This is a genomic window from Variovorax sp. UC122_21 (assembly GCF_044056785.1).
Taxonomy (GTDB): domain Bacteria; phylum Pseudomonadota; class Gammaproteobacteria; order Burkholderiales; family Burkholderiaceae_C; genus Variovorax.
Window position 1 is genome coordinate 1,912,000 of record NZ_CP172003.1, and the last position, 22,187, is coordinate 1,934,186.

Below are 22,187 nucleotides of genomic sequence, written 5' to 3' on the forward strand. Positions count from 1 at the left end.
ATGCCATCCATCACCACGCCGACGCGGCGCGCCCTGCTGCGGGCCGCGCTCCTGGCCCCGGCCGTTGCCACCCTGCCTTCGGCCTTCGCGGCCGAGCCCGCGGGCTTTCCGTCGAAACCGATCCGCGTGCTGGTCGGCTTTCCGCCCGGCGGCTCGACCGACGCGGTGTTTCGCGTCATGGCGCGCGCCGCCGAGGGCATCCTCGGCCAGCCCATCGTGGTGGACAACCGGCCCGGCGCCGGCGGCACCATCAGCATCCTGCAGACCAGGAACGCGCCGCCCGACGGCTACACGCTGGGGCTCGCGACCATGGCGGTGTACCGTGCGCCGGTGACGGAGGACGTGGGCTACGACCCCATCGCCGACCTGACCTACGTCGTGTGCCTGACCCATGTGCCGTTCGCGATCGTGGTGCGCGCCGATTCGCCGTTCAAGACCTGGGCCGACCTCGTCGCCTTCGGCAGGGCGAACCCGGAGCGCATGAACTACGGCGTGCCCGCGGGCCTCGGGAACAGCGGCCACCTGCTGATGGAGGAGATGACCGCGCAGGAGAAGGTGAAGTGGAATCCCATTCCCTACAAGGGCAGCGCCGACGTCTCGGTGGCGCTGCTGGCGGGCGACGTCCAGTTCGTGGTCGACGGCTCCGGCGGCTACGGTTCGCTGGTCGATTCGGGCAAGGCGCGGCTGCTGGCCGTGGCGAGCGACGAGCGTTCGCCGAAGTGGACGACGGTGCCGACCACGCGCGAGCTCGGCTACCGCGCGAGCATCGATTCGCCCTGGGGGCTGGTGGGTCCGAAGAACATGAGCCCGGCGGTGGTGCGCACGCTGCAGGAAGCCTTCCGGCGCAGCCTCGAGGCGCCCGACGTGAAGGCCGCGATGCTGCGCTACGGCCAGGGCCCGCGCTTCAAGGACACGGCCGAGTTCACGCGCTTCGCGGTGAAGGCCACGGTCGACGAGCGCGCCCTGCTCACCAAGTACGGGTTCGCCAAGCGATGAGCGCCGCATCCGGACCGGGCCGCGTCGCGATCGTGGGCGGCGGCATCGGCGGCCTGTGCGCCGCGGCGCTGCTGCGGCAGCGCGGCATCGAGGCCGTCGTGTTCGAGCAGGCGCCGGCCTTCCGCGAGGTCGGCGCGGGCCTGCAGGTCAGTCCCAACGGCGTCAAGGTGCTGCGCAGCCTGGGCCTGGGCGATGCGCTCGACGCCCTGGGCGTGCGGCCGCAGAACCTGGTGATCCGCGGCTGGAAGACCGGCATCGCGATCTCGCGCACCGGCATCCAGGGCGACTTCGACCGTGCCTACGGCGCGCCGTACTACCACGTGCACCGCGCGGACCTGCACCAGATGCTGCTCGGCGCCGTGGCGCCATCGGCGCTCCAGGTCGGCCGCCGGCTCACGTCGATGGACATGGACGATGGCGATGGCGATATCACGCTCGGCTTCGGCGAGGACCGCGCGCGCTTCGACGCCGTGATCGGCGCCGACGGCATCCACTCGGCGGTGCGGCGCTTCCTGCACGGCGACGAGTCGCCGCGCTTCACCGGCAACGTGGCCTTCCGCGCCACGGTCCCGGTCGACGACGCGCTGCGCCGCGAGGTGGCGCGCGACTCCACGATCTGGGTCGGCCCCGGCGGCCACGTGGTCCATTACTACGTGCGCGGCGGCAGCCTGCTCAACATCGTCGCGGTCCAGGAGACCACGCGCTGGGCCGACGAGTCGTGGACCCAGGAGGCGGAGCGCGGCGACCTGCTGCAGGCCTTCGCCGGATGGAACAAGGGGCTGCTGCGCATCCTCGAGCGCGCCGAGCAGTGCAACCGCTGGGCGCTCTACGACCGCGATCCGCTGCCGGCCTGGGGGCGCGGGCGCGCCACCCTGCTGGGCGATGCCGCGCATCCCATGCTGCCATTCCTCGCGCAGGGCGCCGTCATGGCGATGGAAGACGCCTTCCTGCTGGCCGAGAGCCTGGCCGCGGGATCCGATGCCGCGCAGGCACTGCGCACCTACGAGGGTGCGCGCATCCAGCGCACCGGCCGCATCCAGCTGGCCGCGCGCGCACGCGGCCACGCGATGCACGTGGGCAGCGCGCGCGAATCGCTGCGCCGCAATGCCACGCTGTTCTTCAACAGCCGGATGAAGCGCGACGAGCAGATCGAGCGCGGCCAGTCGCTGTACGGCTACGACGTGGCGAAGATGGCCTCGAAGGCGGCCGGGAGCCGGCCATGAGCGCGCGCGCGCTGGCGGGCATCCGCGTGGTCGAGTTCATGGCCAAGGGGCCGGTGCCGCTGTGCACGATGATGCTCGCGGACATGGGCGCCGAGGTGATCCAGGTCGCGCGCTTCGACGAGCCACGGCGCCACGATCCCGCGCTGCGCTTTACCGACCGCGGCAAGCGCGAGATGCGCGTCGATCTCAAGCAGCCCGAAGGGTTGGCGGCCGTGCGGCGGCTGATCGACAGGGCCGACGTGCTGGTCGAGGGCTTCAGGCCCGGCGTGATGGAACGGCTGGGCCTGGGGCCGGCGCCGTGCCAGGCCGCGAACGCGGCGCTGGTCTATGCGCGCATCACCGGCTGGGGCCAGGAAGGGCCGCTGGCCCGCTCGGCCGGACACGACATCAACTTTCTCGCGGCCACCGGCGCACTCGACAGCATCGGCACGGCCGAGGGCGGGCCCGCGATCCCGCTGAACCTGATCGCGGATTTCGCCGGTGGTTCGATGCATGCCGCCTTCGGCATCTGCGCGGCGCTGCTCGAGCGCCATCGCTCCGGCCAGGGCCAGGTGCTCGACATCGCCATGACCGACGGCGTGCTCTCGCTGATGACCTCGCTGTGGGCGATCCGCGCGCGCGGCGACTGGGCGGGCGGGCGCGGCGGCAATTTCCTCGATGGCGGCGCGCCGCATTACGCGGTCTACCGAACGGCGGAAGGCAGGCACCTCGCGGTCGGCGCCATGGAGGCGCCGTTTCGCGCCACGCTGATGGCGGTGCTGGGCCTGCCCGCGGACCGTGCCGCGCTGTGCGAGCAGCCCGCGGCCTGGGCCGGGCTGAAGGCCGAGATCGCGGCTGTGGTCGCGCGCAGGCCGCTCGCCGAATGGATGCAGCTGTTCGACGGCAAGGAGGCCTGTGTCACCGCGGTCGCGAGCCTCGACGAAGCGCAAGCCGACCCGGCGCTGGCGCAGCGCCGGGCCTTCGACCGCGAGGGCCCGCTGCCGCAGCCGGCGCCCGCGCCCCGCCTGTCGCGCACGCCTGCATCGAAGGGCGCGCCGGTCATGCAGGGCGAAGACGTCACGCGGCGCATCCTCGACGAACTCGGCTACGGGCCCGAGCAGATACGCGCGCTGCTCGACGCTCGGGCCGTCGCCTGACCGCACCACCACACATCACAAGGATCGATTCCACATGCAAGACACCCTCGAGTCGCCCGCCGCGGCGCAGACACTGGACCGGCTTCTCTCGGAACGCCACAGCTGCCGGGCCTTCCAGCCGCGCGCGGTGCCGCGTTCGCTGATCGAGCAGGTCTTCCGCAGCGCCCAGCGCGCGGCTTCCTGGTCCAACGTGCAGGCCTGGCAGGTCAGCGTGGTGTCGGGCGGCGCACGCGACGCGCTGAGCGCCGCGCTGCTGGCGGCCGGGCCGGACGACCGCTCGAGCGACCTCCCGCTGCCGCATGCCTACACCGGTGTCTACCAGGACCGGCGCCGCGAATGCGGCTTCCAGCTCTACGACGCGCTGGCGATCGCCAAGGGCGACAAGGAGGGGACGGCCCGGCAGATGAAGGAGAACTTCCGCTTCTTCGGCGCGCCCCATGCGGCCATCTTCAGCTCCGACCCCGGGCTCGGTACCTACGGCGCCATCGACGTCGGCGGCTATGTGCAGCTGGTGTTGCTGGCCATGCAGGCGCACGGCCTCGCGGCCATTGCGCAGGGCGCGCTGGCGGTCTACAGCCCGCTGGTGAAGAAGCAGCTCGGCATTCCCGAGGAGCGGCTCGTGGTCTGCGGCATGTCCTTCGGCTACGAGGACGAGGCCCATGCGGCCAACAGCTTCCGCACGACCCGCGCGCCGATCGAGCAGGTCGTCGACTGGCGCGACTGAGCGGGGAAGAAGCCATGCCTCTCCCGCAGGCCACGGACCGGGAGCCTTTGCATGAACGCAGCATCAGCTACCGCGGCTACCTGCGCGCCGACGGCCGCTGGGATATCAATGCGTGGCTGCGCGACGTCAAGGCCTACGACCGCGAGGTAGACGGGCGGCTGTTGAGCGCCGGCACGCCGGTCCACGACATGGGCCTTCGCGTGACGCTCGACGACGGCCTCGAGATCGTGGCGATCGAAGTCGCGATGGACAGCGCGCCCTTCGCTGAATGCCGGCGCGTGCAGGCGAAGATGCAGGCGCTGGTCGGCGCCAGGCTGGGCCGCGGCTGGCGCGATGCCATCCAGGCACGCATCGGCGGCATCGAGGGCTGCACGCATCTGCGCGAGCTGCTGTTCGGCGTCGCCACCGCGGCGATCCAGACCATTCCGCCGGTGCTGGCGCGGCGGCGGGCAGCAAGCGGCATCGAAGTGCCGGGCGATTCGAGGGCGCCCGCGCACCTGAACACCTGCCTGGGCTGGGATGCCACCGGCCCGGCCGTGCTGCGCTACTACCCGAAGCACGCGCGTACCGCGGGCCCGGGTTCCTAGCGATCCGAGCGGGCTTCCGCCGCGCCAGTCGGCGGATGACCTTCCACGCCCCAGTCGCGCAATGCTTGTTCGCCACCGCATCCCGGCGCCGGCGCCGCGTGCCCGGCCCGCCCCGGGGTGCGCGAGAACCTCGGCGCGGCGGCCGGCTGCATCCCCGTACCGGGGTCCGCGAAGGTCCCGCGCGCCTTCAGGTGCGGATGCTCGGCAGCCTGCGCCATCGACAAGACCGGCGCGAAGCAGCAGTCCGTGCCCTCGAGCAGCGCGCACCATGCATCGCGGCTGCGCTGCGCGAAGGTGCGGCCCAGCACGGAGCGAAGCGCGGGCCAGCATGCCCGGTCCATGTGATCAGGGAAATCGTCGGCGTCGAGGCCGATGAGGCCCATCAGCTCGACGAAGAATTTCCGCTCGAGCGCGCCGACGCAGACGTACTCGCCATCGAGGCAGCGATAGCTGTCGTACCAGGGCGCGCCGCCGTCGAGCGAGTTCGCCCCGCGCTCGTCGCGCCACAGGCCCTGGCGCCGCAACGCATAGGCGAGGGTCATGAGCGACGACGCGCCGTCGACGATCGCGGCATCGATCACCTGGCCCGCGCCCGACGACTGGCGCTCGTGCAGCGCCGACAGAATGCCCAGCGCCAGGTACAGCGAGCCGCCGCCGAAATCAGCGACCAGGTTGAGCGGCGGCACCGGTGCCTCGCCGCTTCGACCGATGGCATGCAGCGCGCCCGTGAGCGCGAGATAGTCGATGTCGTGCCCGGCCGATGCCGCGAGCGGCCCGTGCTGTCCCCAGCCGGTCATGCGGCCGTAGACGAGGCGCGGGTTGCGCCGCAGCGCCACCTCCGGCCCGAGGCCGAGCCGCTCCATCACGCCGGGCCTGAAGCCCTCGATGACGACGTCGGCCTTCTCGAGGATGGCCAGCACCCGCTCCCGCGAGCTCGGCGCCTTCAGGTCCACGACCAGCGACCGCTTGCCGCGGCCCAGGTCGTCGCAGGCCGTGTCCAGCGGCTCGCCAAGGCCGGCCGTGTGCGGGCGGTCCAGCCGAAGCACGTCGGCGCCGAGGTCGGCCAGCAGCATGCCGCAGAAGGGCACGGGGCCGATCGCGGGCATCTCCACCACCTTGAGGCCCCTCAAGGGCCCATGTGGCGCCGGCGTCATGCCCGTGCCGTCTCGCGGGCCTCGAGCGTTCGCGGCGCCTGCGTCACGTCGTGCTGGAAGATCCATTCGGCGCGGTGCGAGGTCTTGCCGGGTGCCGTGAGGTTCTGCCAGAAGAAGCCGAGGTCGCGCTTCAGCCGCGCCCACGGCGAGCGCAGGTGCGCGGTGCGGCCGCGTTCGCGCGCGCCGAGCTGGATGCGGCTGGTGCGCGGCTTGCGTTCCGCCTCGTAGGCCGCGAGCGCCTCGACCGGCGCGTGCGGAAAGCGCGTCAGCCAGTCGGCCAGCGCATAGCTGTCCTCGAGCGCCTGCGCGGCGCCCTGCGCGAGAAAAGGGCAGCATGGGATGCGCGGCATCGCCGATCAGCGTGACCCGGCCCACGCTCCATTGCGCGAGTGGATCGCGATCGAACAGGCCCCACTTGTACAGGCCCTCGGCGCGCTCGAAGAGCGCGAGCAGCCGCGGGTTCCAGCCCTCGAAGGCCCGCAGCAGTTCGTCCTTCGAACTGGGCGTGGTCCACGACTCGCCGGTCCAGGCCTCGGTCTCGCGGATCGCCACGAAGTTGACGAGCGCGCCGCCGCGCAGGTAGTAGGTCACGACATGGCCGTCGGGCCCCATCCAGTTCGACGAGGCGGGCAGCACCTGGCCCGGAGGCAGCAGCTCCGCGGGGATGATGCCGCGCCAGCAGATGTTGCCGGTGAAGCGCGGCGCCTCGTCGCCGAACAGCGAGCGCCGCACCGCCGAATGGATACCATCGGCGCCGACGACGACGTCCGCGAACGCCACATGGCCGTTCTCGAAGTCGACGCGTACCCGGTCGGACTCCTGGGTCACCGCCGACACCTTGTGCGCGATCCGGACCATGCCGGCCGGCAGTGCCGAACGCAGCAGCGCATGCAGGTCGGCGCGATGCACGTGCACGTAGGGCGCGCCGTAGCGGGCCTGGTGCGAGGGATGCAGCGGGGTCTTGTAGAGCATGCGGCCGGAGCGCCAGCTCCAGCCGATGAAGTGGCGCGGCAGGAAGCCTCGGGACACGACCTGCTCGTCGATCTCGAGCGCGCGCAGCACCTTGACTGCGTTCGCGCTCAGCTGCACGCCCGCGCCGACTTCCTGCAGCTGGCTGGCCTGCTCGTACACCTCGACCGCGAAGCCGCGTCGATGCAGCAGCGCGGCCAGTGCCAGGCCGCCGATGCCCGCGCCGGCGACCAAAATGCGCGGCAGCGCCGGGATTTGCGGGCCATTCATGCGCCGGTCGCGAAGGTGCCGACGGCCGTGGCCACCGGGCGATCGGGTTCGCTGTCGCTCGCGATGCTCACGCGCGCGAACGACAGGCTGCGTCCCTGCTTCACGACCTCGGCCGTGGCGCGCAGGCCGTCCTTCGCGGCGCGCAGGTAGGTGACGTGCAGGTCGACGGTCGCGACCGGGCGCTGTTCGCCCAGCGCGGCCCACAGCGCGCACACCATCGCGGTGTCGGCCAGCGCCGCGATCGCCTGGCCCGACACGGTCCCGCCTTCGCGGCAGGCGACCGGCGACAAGGGCATGGCGAGCACCGTCTGGCCATCGCCGATGTGGACGATCTCGGGGCGCAGCGACAACACCCAGGGCGGAAAGACCTCCGCGAGGATCGCGGGCGCGGATTGCAGGTCGAATGTGGCCATCGCGCGCTCCTAGCCCAGTGCGTGGAAGCGGCCGCCGTCGCGCGCCATGGCGCGCAGCGATGCCGGTGCCTCGAAGCGCGCGCCGTGCTGGCGCGCCAGCGCATCGCACTCGGCCACGAAGCGGTCGGCACCCGCCTGGTCGATGTGCGCGAGCACGCCGCCGCGGAAGGCCGGATAGCTCCAGCCCAGCACGGCAGCGGCATCGAGCGCGAGCGGATCGCTGGCGATGCCTTCGTCCATCGCATGCACCGTCTCCAGCGACTGGATGTGCAGCAGCCGGTTGACCACCTCCTGCGTCGAGGGCTGCGGCGAGCGCGGCGGGAACAGTTCGGCCAGCCCGCTCCACACGGTCTTGCCCTCGGGCGGATAGTCGTAGACGCCGCCCGCGGCCTTCCGGCCGAGGCGGCCGGCATCGAGCAGCTTCGCTATCGCCTGCTGCGCGCCCTGCGACTGCATCGCGGTGCCACGGGCCTCGCGCGCCAGGCTGCCGACGATGTCGGCCAGCAGGTCGTAGGAGGTCAGGTCGGCCATCGCGAGCGGCCCGATCGGCAGGCCCGCGATGAAGGCCGCGTTGTCGATCAGCGCCGGTGACACGCCCTCGTTGAGCAGGTGCAGCGCTTCGCGCGTGTAGGCACCCACCACGCGCGAGGTGTAGAAGCCGGGGCCGTCGTTGACCACCACCGGTGTCTTGCCGAGCAGCCTGAGGAAGTCCAGCGAGCGGGCGAGCGTGGCCTCGGAGGTGTCCGCGCCCATGATGACTTCCACCAGCGCCATGCGGTCCACCGGTGCGAAGAAGTGCAAGCCGATGAAGTTGCGCGGATGCGCCACCGTCTTCGCGAGGCCGGAGATCGACAGCGTCGAGGTGTTGGTGGCGAGCAGCACGTCGGGACCGGCCGCCGCGAGCACGCGCTCGAACACCTCGCGCTTGGCCTCTGCAACCTCGATCACGGCCTCGACCACGAGATCGCAGCCTTGCAGCAGTTCGAAGTCCGACCCGGCCTGCAGCCGGCCGAGGATGGCATCGCGCTCCTGCATGCTCATGAGCTTGCGTTCGACCGAGCCGTCGAGCGTCTTCGCGATCCGCTCGCGGCCGCGCGCGGCGGTGGCGTCGTCGCGATCGAGCAGCACGGTGGCGATCCCGGCACGGGCGCAGACCAGGGCGATGCCCGCGCCCATGGTGCCGGCGCCGATCACGCCCACGCGCTTCGGCTCGAAGCGCGGCACGTCGGGGCTGCGGCGCGTGAGCTTGCGCGCCGCGTTGGCCGCGATGAACTGGGTGCGGATGCGGTTCTTGGCGGAAGGCGAGGTCACGACCTGTGCGAAGTAGCGCTGCTCGATCGCGAGGCCCGCGTCGATGTCGCGCTGCAGCGCCTGGCCGAGCACGTGCAGCAGCACGCCGGGCGCGCGGTCCTCCGTCGGCGACTTGCGCCGCAGCTGCGGCCAGGCATTGAAGAAGAAGGCGCGGCCTTCCAGCGATTGCGGCTCGAAGCCCGGATAGCGGAAGCCCTTGCGGTCCCAGGGCTGCTGCGCCTGCGGATGGGCGAGCACCCAGGCGCGTGCCGTCTCGAGCAGGCGGTCGGCCGCCACCACCTCGTTCACCAGCCCGAGCGCCAGCGCCTCGGCGGCGCCGACCGGCTTGCCTTCCATCAGCAGCCGCGTCGCGGGCGCGATGCCGATCAGCCGCGGCAGGCGCTGCGTGCCGCCGGCGCCGGGGATCAGTCCCAGCGTGACCTCGGGCAGGCCGAATCGGAGCCGCGCGTCGTCCGCCGCCAGCCGGTGGTGGCAGGCCAGCGCGATCTCGAGCCCGCCGCCCAGTGCCGAGCCGTCGAGCACGGCCACGAAGGGCTTGCCCGCGCGCTCCATGCGGCGCAGCGTCGCGCCGATGGTGGCGACCTTGGCGATGGCGCCTTCGGCCGTCTGCGTGGCATAGAGGCCCAGCAGGTCGCCGCCCGCGACGAAGTCGCGCTTGGCCGAGCGCACCAGCACGCCACGCACAGCGTCGTCGGCGAGGGCCCGGTCGACCGCCGCCGAGAAGGCCGTGATCGAGGCGTGGGTCTTGAGGTTGACCGGTCCGTCCGGGTTGTTCCAGACGATGTGGGCGACGCCGTCGGCGTCTTGTTCGTAGTCGATCATTTGCAGCGCTCCCTCAGACCAGTTCCACAATCGTTGCGACGCCCATGCCCAGGCCGGTGCACATCGCGACCAGCCCGCGGCGCAGTCCGCGGCGCTCGAGTTCGTCGACCAGCGTCCCGATCAGCATCCCGCCGGTCGCGCCGACCGGATGGCCGAGCGCGATCGCGCCGCCGGCGACGTTCATGCGCTCGGGGTCGACCCCCAGGTCCAACATGTACTTGAGCACCACGGAGGCGAAGGCCTCGTTGACCTCGAACAGGTCGATGTCCTGGATGCGCAGGCCGGCGCGCGCGAGCGCCTTCTCGGTGGCCGGCGTGGGAGCGGTCAGCATGACGCAGGGGTCGGCGGCCGCGCTCGCGGTGGCGAGCACGCGCGCGCGCGGCTTGCGGCCCAGTTGGTCGCCGAGCCGGCGGCTGCCGAGCAGCACCGCGGACGCGCCGTCCGAGATGCCGGATGAATTGCCGGCGTGGTGCACGTGGTTCACTCTGTCGACCTGCGGGTAGCGGTAGCGCACGGTGGCGTCGAAACCCATCTTCTCGCCGGAGCTCAGGAACGAGGCCTTGAGCGCCGCGAGCGAATCGACCGTGGTCTCGGGCCGCACCAGCTCGTCGGTGGCCAGGCACAGCCGGCCGTTGCGGTCGTGCACGGGCACCAGCGAGCGGTCGAACCAGCCGGCGCGCTGCGCGGCAGCGGCGTTCTGGTGCGAGCGTGCCGCGAAGGCATCGACGTCGGTGCGCGAGAAGCCCTCGAGGGTGGCGATCAGGTCCGCCGCGACGCCCTGGGGCGTCTGCAGCACGCGGTCGTTGAAGTAGACGTCCGAGACCGAAGGGCCGCCGGTGCCGAAGAGCATCGGCACCAGCGAGTTCATTTCCACGCCGCCCGCGACCACGCAGTCGGCCTGGCCCGCCATGATCTTGGCGGTCGCGGCGTTGACCGCGTCCAGGCCCGAGCCGCAGAAGCGCGCCACCATGAAGCCGGGCACCGTGTCGCCGTAGCCGGCCTCGATCACGGCCGAGCGCGCGATGTTCGCGCCCTGGTCGCCGACGGCCTCGACGCAGCCCAGGATGACTTCATCGACCACCGCGGGGTCGAAGCCGTTGCGCTCGGGCAGGGCCCGCAGCACCGTGGCCGACAGTTCGAGCGGCGACAGCGTGTGCAGTGCGCCCTGTGCCTTGCCGCGGCCGCGCGGCGTGCGCACCGCGTCGTAGATCAATGCTTCCAATTTCCGTACCTCTCTAGTTGCTGCCCGATGCGCGGGGCCAGAGGCCGCGCGCAATGATTTCCTTCATGATTTCGGAGGTGCCGCCGGCGATGCGCTCCACGCGCGCATCCGCATAGGCGCGCGACACCTCGTACTCCGACATGTAGCCCCAGCCGCCGTGCTGCTGCAGGCAGGCGTCGACGCAGCGCCCGAGCATCTCGGTCACCCAGAGCTTTCCCGCCGCGGCCGTGGTCGCGTCCAGCGTGCCGGCCATGTGCTCGGCGATCAGCCGGTCGACCAGCGCGCGGCCCGCGAGCAGGTCGGCCTTCGCCGTGGCGAGCGCGAAGCGCGTGTTCTGCATCTGCGACAGCGGCGCGTCGAACACGCGGCGCTCGGCCACGTAGGCGCAGGTGTCGCGGAACACCGCCTCGGCCCGGGCCTGGCAGGTGATGCAGATGGTCAGCCGCTCGCGCGCCAGGCCGTGCATCAGGTAGCGCATGCCCTGGCCGGCCTCGCCGAGCAGGTCCGCGCCATCGAGTTGCACTTCGTCGAAGAAGAGTTCGGACGTGTCCTGCGCGTGATGGCCGAGCTTCTCGAGCTTGCGGCCGCGCTGCACGCCTGGCAGGCCGGCATCGACCAGGAAGATCGACAGCCGTTCGTCGTCGTCGGTCTTGGCCGCGACCACGAACAGGTCGGCGAGCTGCCCGTTGGAGATGAACACCTTCTGGCCCGAGAGGCGCCAGCCGCCGTCCGTGCGCCGGGCGCGGGTGCGGATGGCGCGCAGGTCGCTGCCCGCGGCGGGCTCGGTCATTGCGACCGCGGCGATGGCATCGCCCGCCACCAGCCGCGGCAGCCAGCGCTCGCGCTGCGCATCGCTGCCGAAATGGGCGAGGTAGGGCACGGCCATTTCCGAATGGATGCCGAAGCCCGGCCCCGCCGCATGCGCGAAGGCCATCTCCTCGAGCGCGACGACGGTGTAGAGATAGTCGGCGCCCGCGCCGCCCCATCGGCTGTCGACGGTGCAGCACAGCATGCCGAGCTGGCCGGCCTGCCGCCAGATGTCGCGCGGCACCTGGCCGGCGCGCTCCCAGTCGCGGTGGTGCGGCACGATGCGCTCGGCGACGAAGCGCCGCACCTGGGCGCGGAAGTCCTCGTGCTCGGGCTGGAACAGGTGGCGTGGGAACAGCAATTCAGTCATCGCGCGGCGCTCCTCTGGAGATACGCCTCGCGCAGCGCCTTCTTCTGCACCTTGCCGACCCCCCGACAGCGGCAGCGATTCGGCGAAGTCGTAGCTGCGCGGCACCTTGTAGCCGGCCAGCCGCGCGCGGCAGTGGGCGTCGAGCGACTCGCGGTCCAGCGCGAAGCCCGCTCGCGCCACGACGACCGCATGGACGCGTTCGCCCCAGTGGTCGTCGGGCAGGCCGATCACCGCGCATTCGCGCACGGCGGGGTGGCCGGCGATGGCGCTCTCGACCTCGGCGCAGTAGATGTTCTCGCCGCCGCTGATGATCATGTCCTTGATGCGGTCGACCACGAACAGGAAGCCCTCGTCGTCGAGGTAGCCGCCATCGCCCGAGCCCAGCCATCCGTCCTTCAGGGTCGCTTGCGTCTGCGCGGCATCGTTCCAGTAGCCGCGCATCACGGGCACGCCGCGGATCTGGATCTCGCCGACCTGACCCGCGCGCAGCGGCTGTCCGTGGCCGTCCACGATCCGGATCTCGAAGCCCTCGGTCGCGGTGCCGGCGGCGCCGAGCTTGCCGGCGAGCGGCCCCGCGAGCACGTGCCGTTCGGGCGGCAGCATGACGCAGGCGCCGCAGCTTTCGGTCATGCCGTAGAACTGGTGGATGCCGGCATTCGGAAACGCGTCGAGCACGCGCTGCAGCAGCGCGGCGGAGATCGGCGCCGCGCCGTACGAGATGCGGCGCACGCGCGCGAGCAGCGCGTCGTCGCGGCACGGCGCATCGAGCACCGCGGCGAGCATCGTCGGCACCAGCTGCAGGTGGGTGATGCCGTCGCGCGCGAGCCGCCGGTAGAAGTCCTCGGGCGTGAAGCGCGCCATGAAGCCGTGGCCGCCGCCGGCCAGGCTCACGGCCAGGCCGATGCCGAGGTCGGCGAGGTGGAACATCGGCGCGGCATGCAGGTACACCGTGTGCTCGTCGTGCGCGAGATCGCGCCGCATGTTGCCGGCCGCGGCGGCGAAGTTGCGGTGCGTGAGTTCCACGCCCTTGGGCAGGCCGGTGGTGCCGCCGGTGTACATGAGCGCGGCGAGCGCCGTGGGGTCGGCAGCGAAGGCGGGGATCGGCTCGCTGGCGGCAAGGTGGCCATGCAGCGCCTCGTCGAGCGTCAGCACCAACTTCGGCGCGTCCGCCGCGGCGGCGATGGCCTGGCCGAAGTCGCGGAAGTTGTCGTCCACGACCAGCATCGATGCCCGCGAATGCGCGAGGATGAAGCGCAGCTCGTCACTCGCGAGCCGCGTGTTGAGCGGCACCAGCACGCCGCCGGCCCACCACACGGCCAGCAGCAGCTCGAAATGGCGTGGCGAATTGAGCGCGAGCGTGGCCGCGTGGTCGCCGGGGTTCAGGCCCGCCGCGCGCAGGCCGCCGGCCATCGAGGCCACGCGCCGCAGCACCTCGCCCCAGCGCGAGGCCTCGCCCTCGCCGGCGAACGCGCGGCGATCGGGATGCGCCGTGGCGAGCGCCGCGAGCGCCTGGACGATCGGCGTCTCGTTCATTCGAGTCGGATCCCGGCCGCACGGATCATCCGGCCCGCGTTCTCTTCGTCGCGCCGCACCAGCGCCTGGAACTCGGCCACCGTCATCTGGCCCGGCTCCTGGCCGAAGTCGACGAGCTTGGCGACCAGCTCGGGGGCCTGCAGCGCCTTGCGCATGTCGGCGCCGAGCTTCTGGACGATGGCGTCGGGCACGCCGCGCGCGGCGAAGACGCCGATCCAGGCCGGCGTCTCGAAGCCCTTGATGCCCAGCTCGGCGAAGGAGGGGACGGCCGGCAGGAAGCGCGAGCGCCGCTCGCCGGTCACGGCCAGGGGCACCAGCTTGCCGCTCGCGATGTGCTGCTTGACCGTGCCGTAGTTCGAGACCGCCAGCGCGACCTCGCCCCCCAGCACTGCCTGCACGGCCGGCGCCGCGCCCTTGTAGGGGGAGTGGACGATCTCGGTGCCCGAGGCGCGGTTGAGCTCGTTGAGCACCAGGTGCGAGTTGGAGCCGATGCCGTAGGAACCGAAGGCGAAGCGCTGGGGCTCGCGCCGCGCGGCGGCGAACAGCTCGGGCAGGGTGCGCGCGCCGGCGGCGGGGTTGGCCACCAGCACCAGCTGCTCGACGGTGATCGCGCCCACCGGCACCAGGTCGGTGGCGGGATTGAACGGCACCTTGGCCATGAGGTAGGGCAGCTGCGTCGTCAGCGAGATGGTCGCGAGGAAGGTGCTGCCGTCGCGCGGCGCGTTGAGCACGGTCTCGGCCGCGATGATGGTGTTGGCGCCGGGCTTGTTGTCGATGACGGTGGCCGTGCCGCCCCAGCCCTTGCGCAGCTGCTCGCATAGCTGCCGCGTCGCGATGTCCGCGCCGCCGCCGGGGGCGAACGGCACCACCAGCCGCACCGGGCGCTGCGGCCAATCGGCCGCCTGCGCGAGCGCCGGCGCCTGGGACAGCGCGCCGAACCCGGCGCCAAGTGCGCCCTGCATGAGCGATCGTCTTGAAAGCATCGTTGTCTCCTTTTGTTGTTTTCGTGCCAAACATGAATTCATGTTCACACGAAGCGATTCGTCCTCTTTCGAGGGTGATTGCCTGCGATACCTGATTAAAACGCCCTCAAATATAAAAGTAAATCGTCATTTATCTATCGTAAACCCTAGGTTTGAGCCAACGAGAGAGGAGCCTCTATTGCATAATGGCAAGTAAAGGAAGATTCAGAATGGAAGCAGAGGTAGCAGTCCGCAAGCGTGCGACCACCAAGGGCGACGCGACCCGCGAGGCGGTCAAGCAGGCGGCCAAGCGCGCGATCGCGAGCGACGGGTTCTCGGGCGTGAAGATCGCGGACATCATGGCCAAGGCTGGCAAGTCGCCGGGCGCCTTCTACCTGTACTTCAAGACCAAGGAGCAGTTGCTGCTCGAGCTGGTCGAGGACTTCCGCCGCCGCCTCAAGGACGAGGTCAACAAGCCGCTCGAGGAGCGGGAGACGGCGTTCGACACGCTGTCCACGCGCCTGGGCGCGTTCTGGAAGATCTACCGCGACGACTGGCCGACGGCCACCGCGGCCTTCCAGATGGCGATGGTCGACAGCCAGTTCGAGCGCGCCTGGCGCAACGTGCGCCAGCAGGGCATCCGCGGTGTCTCCGCGCTGATCGAGCTGTCCAAGAAGCAGGGCTACGCGCGCGACCTCGACACCGAGCTCGCGGCCTCCGCGCTGTGCTCGATGCTCGAATACACCTGCTACAACTGGACCGCGAAGGGCGGCGACTTCCCCGATCGGTTCATCGACGACGCCACCGCCGTGAAGGTGCTTTCCTATCTCTTCGTCAACGCCGTGAGCGGCGGCCACGGGCTGCCGGGGTCGCAGCCCGGCGCCGCCTGAGCTCACCCCGGGGCTTCCGCGTCGCGACGATCACGACGACCGATAGCGCTCCAGCCAGTGCGCGTACGGCGCTGGCAGCGTCCAGGCCGCCTTGTCCACGCCGAGCTCGAGCGCGGCGCGGTAAGGCCAGTGCGGATTCGCGAGCAGCGGCCGGCCCAGCGTGACCAGGTCGACGGTGCCGCTGGCGACCAGTTCGTCCGCCTGCCGCGGTTCGCTGATGAACCAGCTCGTGGTGGCGGGCAGGCCCGTCTCGCGGCGCACGCGCTGCGCGATCGGCGCCATCAGGGCCGGGCCCCATGGGATCTTCGCGGTGGGCGTCGAGAAGCCGATGCTGACGTCGATGAAATCGAGGCCGGCCGCCTTGAGCCGGCGCACGAGTTCGATGCCTTCCTCGAGGTCGTCCTGGCCCGCGAACTCGGTCACGCCGAAGCGGGCCGCCAGCGGCAGGCGCTCGGGCCAGACCTCGCGCACGGCGGTGAGCGTCTCGATCAGGAAGCGCGCGCGGCCCTCGAAGTCGCCGCCGTAGGCATCGGTCCGCTCGTTGGACCAGGTCGAGAAGAAGCTCTGCGCCAGGTAGCCGTGCGCGAAATGCAGCTCGAGCCATTCGAAGCCCGCGTCGAGCGCGCGCCTGGCCGCGGCCACGAAGTCGGCTTTGACGCGCTGGATGTCGGCCAAGGTCATGGCCTGGGGCACCTTCGGCAGGCCGCCGCCGAACGCGATGGCCGAGGGGGCGATGGTCTGCCAGCCGCGCGCGTCGTCGGCGGCGATGTGGTCGTCGCCTTCCCAGGGCCGGTTGGCGCTCGCCTTGCGCCCCGCGTGGGCGATCTGGATGCCGGGCACGGCGCCCGCGGCCTTGACCGAGGCGACGATCTTGCGCCACGCATCGGCCTGCGCATCGGTCCAGATCCCGGCGCATCCGGGCGTGATGCGGCCTTCGGGCGAGACGGCCGTGGCTTCGGCGATGACCAGGGCCGCGCCGCCGCGCGCGAGGCCCGACAGATGGACGTGGTGCCAGTCGTTGACCACGCCGTCGACGGCCGAGTACTGGCACATCGGCGAGACGACCATGCGGTTTTTCAGCGTGACATCTTTCAAGGTGAAAGGCGAGAAGAGGCTTGGCATCGGATCCCTGGAGAAGGTGTGAAGAACAAGGATTAATCGTACCCTAGTTCGATAACTATCGAACAATAGGACAAAAGCCGATCCGTGCTATGGTCGCGCGATGCGCAGCCTCAACCATCCGGCCCTCGACGATGTCTCGCTGACCCAGGTCCTCTATGCCCTGAGCGATCCCGAGCGGCTGCGCGTGGTGCACGAGCTCGCCGGTTGCGGCGAGGCCAGCTGTGCCGCACTGGGCGGAGGCAGGGCGAAGTCGAGCATGTCGCATCACTTCCGGGTGCTGCGCGAGGCGGGCATCGTGCGCACCCGCACCGACGGCCCCGCGCATGTGAACGAACTGCGCCGCAAGGAAGTCGACAAGCGCTTTCCCGGCCTGCTGAAGGCCGTGCTCGCGGCCCAGGAAACGGCCGCGAAGCAGGGTTAGGCGCGCTGCCTCAGACCCGCTCGAAGCTCTCGACCTGCTTCGAGATTACCCAGTCCGTCGTCAGACTATTGAAGCGCTGGAAGTGCGCGCTCGCGAGATGCGCGTCGAAGGCCGCGCGGTCGTCGTAGACCTCGTAGAGGAAGACATGGCCCGCATCGTCGGACGACACACAGACGTCGAACTGGCGGCAGCCGGGCTCGTGCTCGACCGAGCGCGAGGCGTTGGCCTTGATCGCGCGGAGGAAGTCTGCCCGGTGGTCTGGGGCGATGTGGAAGTGGACGGTGACGATGTGCATGGAGGCCATATTCAATGTGTTTCCCCATGGCCCTGCGGCAAAAGGGGACGCTCAGCCCGACTTCCCGCGCCCCGACTTCTTCCCGCCCTCGGCGCGCGCCGCGGGCGCCGAAGCCTGACTGGCCTGCAACTGCTCCACCCACAGCAACGTATCGACGTAGGTCATGAAGCGGTTGAGGTACTCGGGCGAGAGATCGCGCATGAGGATCAGCGCGCGGTGCACGAGGTGGTGCGAATTCAGCGGGCCCGCGTTCTCGGGCATCTTCGCGAGCGACTGCGTGAGTCGGCGATCGGCGCTCAGGCGCGACCAGGTGCCGCGGAAGTAGCGCATGGTCTTGAGTTCGGCGGGCGCGGCTGCGGAGTTCGCCGCGCCGGCGCGAATCGGCACGGCACCGCTGGGCGCCGGGGCTTCTTCGGGCAGCGGCGACTGGCGCGCGATGTGCTCGACGAGTTCGGCGAGCGCACCGCGCGGCAACGGCTGCGCCACCGCGGCCACCGCCTCCGGCACCGCCTTCTCGAAGTCCTCGCCATACGCGCTCAGCAGTTGCCGCAGCCGCTCGTCGAGCAGCCGCCTGGCCTCGCCACCCTGCACCGCGGTGCGCTTCGCAAGCGTCTCGATGAAATGCAGCCGCACGGGATCGAAGCGCTCGGCCCCGCGCGCGCGCCAGGCCGCGACGACCGCGAGCGGGTCGTCGTGCGCGTCGGTGGGCGCGTCGCTACTCACGGGCCTTCGCTGCAGTGCCGGTGGTGCTCGCCGCATAGGACGGCCGCGGCGTGGGCGCCATCTCCACGCGCCGGTTCTTCGCGCGGCCATCGGCATCGGCATTCGATGCCACGGCCTGTTCGGCGCCGAAGGCGGCGGCGAACACGGAGGACGAGGGCACGCCTTCCTCGATCAGCGTGCGGGTCACGGTCAGCGCGCGCTGGGCCGAGAGCTCCCAGTTGTCGGCGAACAGGCGTGCGCCCTCGCGCATCTGGCGGTTGTCGGTGAAGCCGCTCACCATCAGGATCTCGTCGCGCGAACGCAGGTAGGTGGCCAGCGGCGCCGCGAGGCTGCGCAGCACCTGCCGGCCCTCGGGCTGCAGGTCGGCGGAATTGAAGGCGAACAGCACGCTGCCGCTGATGCCGATGCGCCCGTTGTTGAGCGTGACGCGGCCCGCGGCCAGCGGCCCGGCCAGCGCCTTCTCGAGCGCCTCGCGGCGCTGGGCCTCGGCCTGGCGCTGCTTGACCTCGGATTCGAGCCTGGTCGCGAGGTCGAGCTGCATGCCGATCGCGCAGACCAGGATCAGCACGAAGGCGCCGAGCAGGCCCGACATCAGGTCGCCGAAGACGGCCCAGACCGGCACGCTGGTGTCGAGGCCGGCGTCGTCGATGTCCGCGTCCTGGCGCATCACGCCTCGCTGGCCACGGCGGCGGGCTGCCGGCTGGCGATCTGCTGCAGGTCTTCGACGATCTGCTTCTGCGACATGATGCTGAGGTCGATGACCTCGCGCGCCTGCGCCACGTAGTAGGCCAACTGCTCGTCGCTGCGCGCCATCGACTTGCCGAGCGCGCCTTCCACGCGCTGCAGGTGCGCCACCAGCTTGTCGTTCGATTCGCCGAAGCGCTGCACGGCGAAGCCGAAGGTCTCGCCGAGGCTCGCGACCTCGACCGCGCTGCCCGTGACCTGCGCGGCCACCTCGGCCATCTTGCCGGTCTGCGTCTCCACCTGTTCGGCGAAGCGGCTGCCCGCGCGCTCCATGGCCTCGGCCGAGGCCGCCACCAGCGCGTCGACCGCGCTGCGCTGCTCGGTCGACGCATGGTTGACCGCGTCGAGCAGCGTGCCCAGCGTCTCGAGCAGGCGGTTGCGTTCCTCGAGCATCGCGTTGTCGCGCGCCATGCTGTCCGACAGCTTCTGGCGCAGCTCCGACACCACCTCGGCGGCGGCGCGCGGCGCTTCGGCGGCGGCCTGCAGCAACTGCGCGATCTCGGTGACGGTGCGCTTGGCATGCGTCTCGTTCTGCGACGACATCTCGCCGGCGGTCTTCGTCAGCGCATCGAGCAGCTGGCGCTGCTGGTCGGCGCTGTGCGCACCGGCCTGTTGCCATTCCTGGCGCAGCGCGCCGGCCATGGCTTCGAGCGAACCGGTCCAGGCGGCGAGGCGTTGCTCGTCGCGCGAGGCGAGATCGGCCTGCGTCTCGAGCAGCTTCTGCTGATGGTTCAGCGCATGGGCGCCGGCCTGCTGCCATTCACGCTGCAGCGAAGTGGCCATGGCTTCGAGCGAACCGGTCCAGGCGGCGAGACGCTGTTCGTCGCGCGACGAGAGGTCGGCCTGCGTCTCGAGCAGCTTCTGTTGATGGTTGAGCGCATGGGCACCGGCCTGTTGCCATTCCTGCCGCAGCGAGGCGGCCATGGCCTCGAGCGAGCCGGTGAAGGCCGCGAGGCGCTCCTCGTCGCGCGCGGCGAGGTCGGCTTGCGTTTCGAGCAGCTTCTGCTGATGGCCCAGCACATGGCTGCCGGCCTGTTGCCATTCCTGTTGCAGCGACGCGGCCATCGCCGCGAGCGAGCGGGTCCATGCCGACAGCCGTTCCTCGTCGCGCGACGAGAGATCGGCCTGGGTGTCGAGCAGCTTCTGTTGATGGATCAGCGCCTGTGCGCCGGCCTGCTGCCATTCCTTCTGCAGGGCCGCGCCCATCGAGGTCAGCGATTCGGTCCAGGCCGCGAGCCGTTGCTCGTCGCGCGCGGCCAGTGCAGCCTGCAGCTCGCCCTGCGCGTCGCCCACGGTGCGCAGCAGCGAGGCCGCATGCGCTTCGAAGGCCGTGGCGGCGGCCGACAGCGCCTGCTGCGCGTCGCCCGAGAGCTTGTCGCTGGTCTCCTGATGCCGCGCAAGCGCCTGTTGCCAGGTGTCGGACACCTTGCCGACCGTGGTCTCGAGTCGCGTCGACACGCCGTCGACCAGCGCACTCGAGCGCTGCTCGAAGCTCTGCGCGAAGCCTTCGAGCGAGCCGCGCAGGTCGCTCGACAGCGCCTCGCTGGTGCGCTGGTGCGCGGCGAGCGCGCCCTGCCAGGTGTCGGCGACGCGGCCGGTGCTGGCCTCGAAGCGCGACGACAGGCCTTCGAGCTGCTGCTGCACCGTCTGCGCGATGCTGCCGTGCAGCGAGGCGGTCTCGCGCGCGATGCCGGCCATGGTGGCCTCGACCACCGGCTGGATCGCGGCGCCGGCGACGCGGGCGCTCTCGATCAGGCTGTGCTTGAGCGACTGGTCGACCGAACTCGCAAGGCCCGCGTAGACCGCCTCGGCCTTGCCGTGGAACTCGGCCTGGTTGCCGATCAGGCGCTCGCTGAGCACCTGGGTCTGGCGCTCCATCGCGCCCATCATGGCCTGCAGCTGGCCGACCAGCTCGGGCATCAGGTCGGCCTGGCGCTGCAGCAGCTTGAAGGATTCGTCGCGCCGGTGCGCCTGCGAGTGCACGCGCAGGGTGCTCGCGATCTTCGCGTCGAGCGCCTGCGAGGCCTGCAGCCGTTCGCGCCGGCACAGCGCCGACACCAGGCCCAGCGCCGCCGAGGCGGCCACGCCGGCCACCGAGGTGCCGAAGGCGAGGCCGAGGCCGCGCACCGGGGCCGAGAGCGATTCGCGGATGGCTTCGAGGTCGGTCGCGCCCTGCAGCGCCGCGCCGGTGCCGTTGAGCGTGACCACCATGCCGAGGAAGGTGCCGAGCATGCCCAGCAGCACCAGCAGGCCCGCGAGGTAGGGCGCCAGCGCCGGCCCGGGCAGGCCCACGCGTTCGCCCTCGACGCGCAGGCGCACCGCGTTGCGCAGCGAGGGATGCAGCGAGGCGAGCCAGTCGCCGAGGCTGGCCGGGGGCTCGGACAGCGCGTTCGTCGCCTGCACCAGCGAACCCGTGGCCTGCTGGAAGCGGTGCAGCTCGAGCCCGCCCATCAGGTAGAACGCGGCCACGAGCCCGGTGACGGCCAGCGCCAGCGTGTTCGTGCCGATGTAGCCGGCGCCGACCCAGCCGACGACGGCCAGGCCCGCGACGAACACGGCGTGATGGAGAAATCGGGTCATGTATGTGTATCCAGTCAGCCCTTGTGACCGGTGCGCAGGGCTTCGAGCAGCCCGTCGACCGGTTGAAATCGAAAGTCCAGTTCGGCCTGCAGCACGTCCTGGATGTCCTTGCGGAAGACCGCGAGCCAGTCGGCATGGCCGCCGGCGGCGTTGTCTTCCGCGCCCGTTTCCTCGTCCTGGCGGGCCTTGCGCAGCCGCGCGAAGCGCTTCTCGAGCGCCGTCGGCACGCTCGCCAGCAGGCTGCGTTCGCGCGCGCCCAGCACCTGTTCCATCACCACGTCGACGGCGGCGAGCCGTGCCATGTCGTGCGAACCGGCCGCGAGCCGCGCGCGCAGCCGGCCGCGCAGCGGGCCGATGGCCGTCTCCATCGCCTGCTGCCGCGCGAGGTAGCGCTGGCGCATCGGCGCGAAGTCGGGCGGCGGCGTTTTCGGCGCCGGCCGTGGCCGCGGCCGGGCGTGCCTTGGCGGGCGCGAAGCTGCTGTCCTCGGCGATCGCCTGGGCCAGCGCGGCGCGCACGCGCGCGCATTCGCTTTCATCGGCACGCACCGAACCCCGCGGGGCCGGCGGCAGGCTGGCCGGCGTGCCGTTGAGGGCGGCCGACAGCGAGATCGCGTCGGTCCAGCCGAACCATTGGCTCAGCCGGTCCGCCGAAGCCTGTTCGGATTCGCGGATGTCGCCATCGGTCAGTCGGGAAAGCAACCGGACGAGCGCCGAGCCACTGAAATCTGTGCGGAAACCTGTGCGCTGTGGAGCGTGCGCCATGCCAGAGTCGGAAAAACCCGGCAGTCTACACCGCCGACCCTCGGGGGAATCCCGGGGCCGGGGCCGCTGGCAGTGGCGCGGATGGCGTTTCGCCAGGGGCGGCGCGGGCTGGGGAGCGGGGTGGGAATTTGTATCGAAATCCAACCCGCTC

Annotated in this window: 18 protein-coding genes and 1 pseudogene; 7 read left to right on the forward strand and 12 right to left on the reverse strand. The window is 71.2% G+C overall.

The genetic code is table 11. The features are described from left to right. Genes ACHMXE_RS09810 through ACHMXE_RS09830 form a run of 5 tightly spaced genes read left to right on the forward strand, consistent with a single transcriptional unit; the run spans nucleotide 1 to nucleotide 4,666 of the window. Entirely contained in the window at nucleotides 1-996 is a 996-nt protein-coding gene (locus ACHMXE_RS09810; protein ID WP_203207682.1) for a tripartite tricarboxylate transporter substrate binding protein, read from the forward strand. Further along, the gene (locus tag ACHMXE_RS09815) at nucleotides 993-2,219 is read left to right on the forward strand and encodes an FAD-dependent monooxygenase (RefSeq protein ID WP_203207681.1); all 1,227 of its coding nucleotides are present in this window, start codon (nucleotides 993-995) and stop codon (nucleotides 2,217-2,219) included. Before ACHMXE_RS09810 ends, ACHMXE_RS09815 begins: the two co-directional genes overlap by 4 nt. Beyond that, entirely contained in the window at nucleotides 2,216-3,355 is a 1,140-nt protein-coding gene (locus ACHMXE_RS09820; protein WP_203207680.1) for a CaiB/BaiF CoA-transferase family protein, read from the forward strand. Before ACHMXE_RS09815 ends, ACHMXE_RS09820 begins: the two co-directional genes overlap by 4 nt. A gap of 34 nt (nucleotides 3,356-3,389) precedes the next feature. After that, entirely contained in the window at nucleotides 3,390-4,079 is a 690-nt protein-coding gene (locus ACHMXE_RS09825; RefSeq protein ID WP_203207679.1) for a nitroreductase, read from the forward strand. Between the two features lie 14 nt (nucleotides 4,080-4,093). Further along, nucleotides 4,094-4,666, forward strand: coding sequence for a DUF2889 domain-containing protein (locus ACHMXE_RS09830; RefSeq protein ID WP_395345848.1), 573 nt, complete (start codon nucleotides 4,094-4,096; stop codon nucleotides 4,664-4,666). Here ACHMXE_RS09830 and ACHMXE_RS09835 read toward each other — a convergent pair. The 6 genes from ACHMXE_RS09835 to ACHMXE_RS09860 are packed head-to-tail and all read right to left on the reverse strand — an operon-like array spanning nucleotide 4,663 to nucleotide 14,520. Beyond that, the gene (locus tag ACHMXE_RS09835; protein WP_395345849.1) at nucleotides 4,663-7,059 is read right to left on the reverse strand and encodes a CoA transferase; all 2,397 of its coding nucleotides are present in this window, start codon (nucleotides 7,057-7,059) and stop codon (nucleotides 4,663-4,665) included. The genes ACHMXE_RS09830 and ACHMXE_RS09835 overlap by 4 nt on opposite strands. Then, nucleotides 7,056-7,472 (reverse strand): PaaI family thioesterase, encoded by a 417-nt coding sequence (locus ACHMXE_RS09840; protein ID WP_203207675.1) that lies wholly within the window; start codon nucleotides 7,470-7,472, stop codon nucleotides 7,056-7,058. Before ACHMXE_RS09840 ends, ACHMXE_RS09835 begins: the two co-directional genes overlap by 4 nt. Nucleotides 7,473-7,481: 9 nt before the next feature. Continuing rightward, nucleotides 7,482-9,605, reverse strand: coding sequence for a 3-hydroxyacyl-CoA dehydrogenase NAD-binding domain-containing protein (locus tag ACHMXE_RS09845; RefSeq protein ID WP_203207674.1), 2,124 nt, complete (start codon nucleotides 9,603-9,605; stop codon nucleotides 7,482-7,484). Nucleotides 9,606-9,618: 13 nt separating this feature from the next. Then, a complete protein-coding gene (locus ACHMXE_RS09850) occupies nucleotides 9,619-10,827 on the reverse strand; it encodes an acetyl-CoA C-acetyltransferase (RefSeq protein WP_203207673.1) in 1,209 nt (402 codons plus the stop codon). A gap of 13 nt (nucleotides 10,828-10,840) precedes the next feature. Continuing rightward, entirely contained in the window at nucleotides 10,841-13,537 is a 2,697-nt protein-coding gene (locus ACHMXE_RS09855; RefSeq protein ID WP_395345850.1) for an AMP-binding protein, read from the reverse strand. Next, on the reverse strand, nucleotides 13,534-14,520 hold the full coding sequence (locus ACHMXE_RS09860) for a tripartite tricarboxylate transporter substrate binding protein (RefSeq protein ID WP_203207670.1): 987 nt from the start codon (nucleotides 14,518-14,520) through the stop codon (nucleotides 13,534-13,536). The genes ACHMXE_RS09855 and ACHMXE_RS09860 overlap by 4 nt, the downstream gene beginning before the upstream one ends. Nucleotides 14,521-14,729: 209 nt before the next feature. Here ACHMXE_RS09860 and ACHMXE_RS09865 point away from each other — a divergent pair, with 209 nt between their 5' ends. Continuing rightward, the gene (locus tag ACHMXE_RS09865; RefSeq protein WP_203207669.1) at nucleotides 14,730-15,389 is read left to right on the forward strand and encodes a TetR/AcrR family transcriptional regulator; all 660 of its coding nucleotides are present in this window, start codon (nucleotides 14,730-14,732) and stop codon (nucleotides 15,387-15,389) included. A 30-nt stretch (nucleotides 15,390-15,419) separates the two neighbouring features. Here ACHMXE_RS09865 and ACHMXE_RS09870 read toward each other — a convergent pair whose 3' ends face one another. Further along, nucleotides 15,420-16,511, reverse strand: coding sequence for an NADH:flavin oxidoreductase/NADH oxidase (locus tag ACHMXE_RS09870; RefSeq protein WP_203207668.1), 1,092 nt, complete (start codon nucleotides 16,509-16,511; stop codon nucleotides 15,420-15,422). A 100-nt stretch (nucleotides 16,512-16,611) separates the two neighbouring features. On the opposite strand from ACHMXE_RS09870, the gene ACHMXE_RS09875 reads away from it, so the two are divergent. Continuing rightward, entirely contained in the window at nucleotides 16,612-16,932 is a 321-nt protein-coding gene (locus tag ACHMXE_RS09875; RefSeq protein ID WP_203207667.1) for a helix-turn-helix transcriptional regulator, read from the forward strand. Nucleotides 16,933-16,942: 10 nt separating this feature from the next. Here the strand turns inward: ACHMXE_RS09875 and ACHMXE_RS09880 are convergent, their stop codons facing one another. The 5 genes and pseudogenes from ACHMXE_RS09880 to ACHMXE_RS09900 form a co-directional block, all read right to left on the reverse strand. Continuing rightward, complete coding sequence (locus ACHMXE_RS09880) at nucleotides 16,943-17,227, reverse strand: putative quinol monooxygenase (RefSeq protein ID WP_395345851.1); 285 nt, start codon at nucleotides 17,225-17,227, stop codon at nucleotides 16,943-16,945. Nucleotides 17,228-17,278: 51 nt separating this feature from the next. Next, nucleotides 17,279-17,950 carry a DUF2894 domain-containing protein gene (locus ACHMXE_RS09885; protein WP_395345852.1) on the reverse strand — a complete coding sequence of 224 codons (672 nt, stop codon included), beginning with the start codon at nucleotides 17,948-17,950 and terminating at the stop codon, nucleotides 17,279-17,281. Further along, nucleotides 17,943-18,617, reverse strand: coding sequence for an OmpA family protein (locus tag ACHMXE_RS09890; RefSeq protein WP_395345853.1), 675 nt, complete (start codon nucleotides 18,615-18,617; stop codon nucleotides 17,943-17,945). Before ACHMXE_RS09890 ends, ACHMXE_RS09885 begins: the two co-directional genes overlap by 8 nt. Next, nucleotides 18,617-21,274 carry a DUF802 domain-containing protein gene (locus tag ACHMXE_RS09895; RefSeq protein ID WP_395345854.1) on the reverse strand — a complete coding sequence of 886 codons (2,658 nt, stop codon included), beginning with the start codon at nucleotides 21,272-21,274 and terminating at the stop codon, nucleotides 18,617-18,619. The genes ACHMXE_RS09890 and ACHMXE_RS09895 overlap by 1 nt, the downstream gene beginning before the upstream one ends. 14 nt (nucleotides 21,275-21,288) lie before the next feature. Beyond that, nucleotides 21,289-22,036: pseudogene (locus tag ACHMXE_RS09900) on the reverse strand (DUF3348 domain-containing protein). Nucleotides 22,037-22,187: the final 151 nt, after the last annotated feature.

Excerpts from the sequence above, each read along its gene's own strand:
- ACHMXE_RS09840 (WP_203207675.1), bottom strand. The coding sequence starts at position 7,472 with ATGGCCACATTCGACCTGCAATCCGCGCCCGCGATCCTCGCGGAGGTC.
- ACHMXE_RS09845 (WP_203207674.1), bottom strand. The coding sequence starts at position 9,605 with ATGATCGACTACGAACAAGACGCCGACGGCGTCGCCCACATCGTCTGG.
- ACHMXE_RS09860 (WP_203207670.1), bottom strand. The coding sequence starts at position 14,520 with ATGCTTTCAAGACGATCGCTCATGCAGGGCGCACTTGGCGCCGGGTTC.
- ACHMXE_RS09810 (WP_203207682.1), top strand. The coding sequence starts at position 1 with ATGCCATCCATCACCACGCCGACGCGGCGCGCCCTGCTGCGGGCCGCG.
- ACHMXE_RS09835 (WP_395345849.1), bottom strand. The coding sequence starts at position 7,059 with ATGAATGGCCCGCAAATCCCGGCGCTGCCGCGCATTTTGGTCGCCGGC.
- ACHMXE_RS09830 (WP_395345848.1), top strand. The coding sequence starts at position 4,094 with ATGCCTCTCCCGCAGGCCACGGACCGGGAGCCTTTGCATGAACGCAGC.
- ACHMXE_RS09855 (WP_395345850.1), bottom strand. The coding sequence starts at position 13,537 with ATGAACGAGACGCCGATCGTCCAGGCGCTCGCGGCGCTCGCCACGGCG.
- ACHMXE_RS09820 (WP_203207680.1), top strand. The coding sequence starts at position 2,216 with ATGAGCGCGCGCGCGCTGGCGGGCATCCGCGTGGTCGAGTTCATGGCC.
- ACHMXE_RS09815 (WP_203207681.1), top strand. The coding sequence starts at position 993 with ATGAGCGCCGCATCCGGACCGGGCCGCGTCGCGATCGTGGGCGGCGGC.
- ACHMXE_RS09880 (WP_395345851.1), bottom strand. The coding sequence starts at position 17,227 with ATGCACATCGTCACCGTCCACTTCCACATCGCCCCAGACCACCGGGCA.
- ACHMXE_RS09890 (WP_395345853.1), bottom strand. The coding sequence starts at position 18,617 with ATGCGCCAGGACGCGGACATCGACGACGCCGGCCTCGACACCAGCGTG.
- ACHMXE_RS09865 (WP_203207669.1), top strand. The coding sequence starts at position 14,730 with ATGGAAGCAGAGGTAGCAGTCCGCAAGCGTGCGACCACCAAGGGCGAC.
- ACHMXE_RS09825 (WP_203207679.1), top strand. The coding sequence starts at position 3,390 with ATGCAAGACACCCTCGAGTCGCCCGCCGCGGCGCAGACACTGGACCGG.
- ACHMXE_RS09875 (WP_203207667.1), top strand. The coding sequence starts at position 16,612 with ATGCGCAGCCTCAACCATCCGGCCCTCGACGATGTCTCGCTGACCCAG.
- ACHMXE_RS09870 (WP_203207668.1), bottom strand. The coding sequence starts at position 16,511 with ATGCCAAGCCTCTTCTCGCCTTTCACCTTGAAAGATGTCACGCTGAAA.
- ACHMXE_RS09895 (WP_395345854.1), bottom strand. The coding sequence starts at position 21,274 with ATGACCCGATTTCTCCATCACGCCGTGTTCGTCGCGGGCCTGGCCGTC.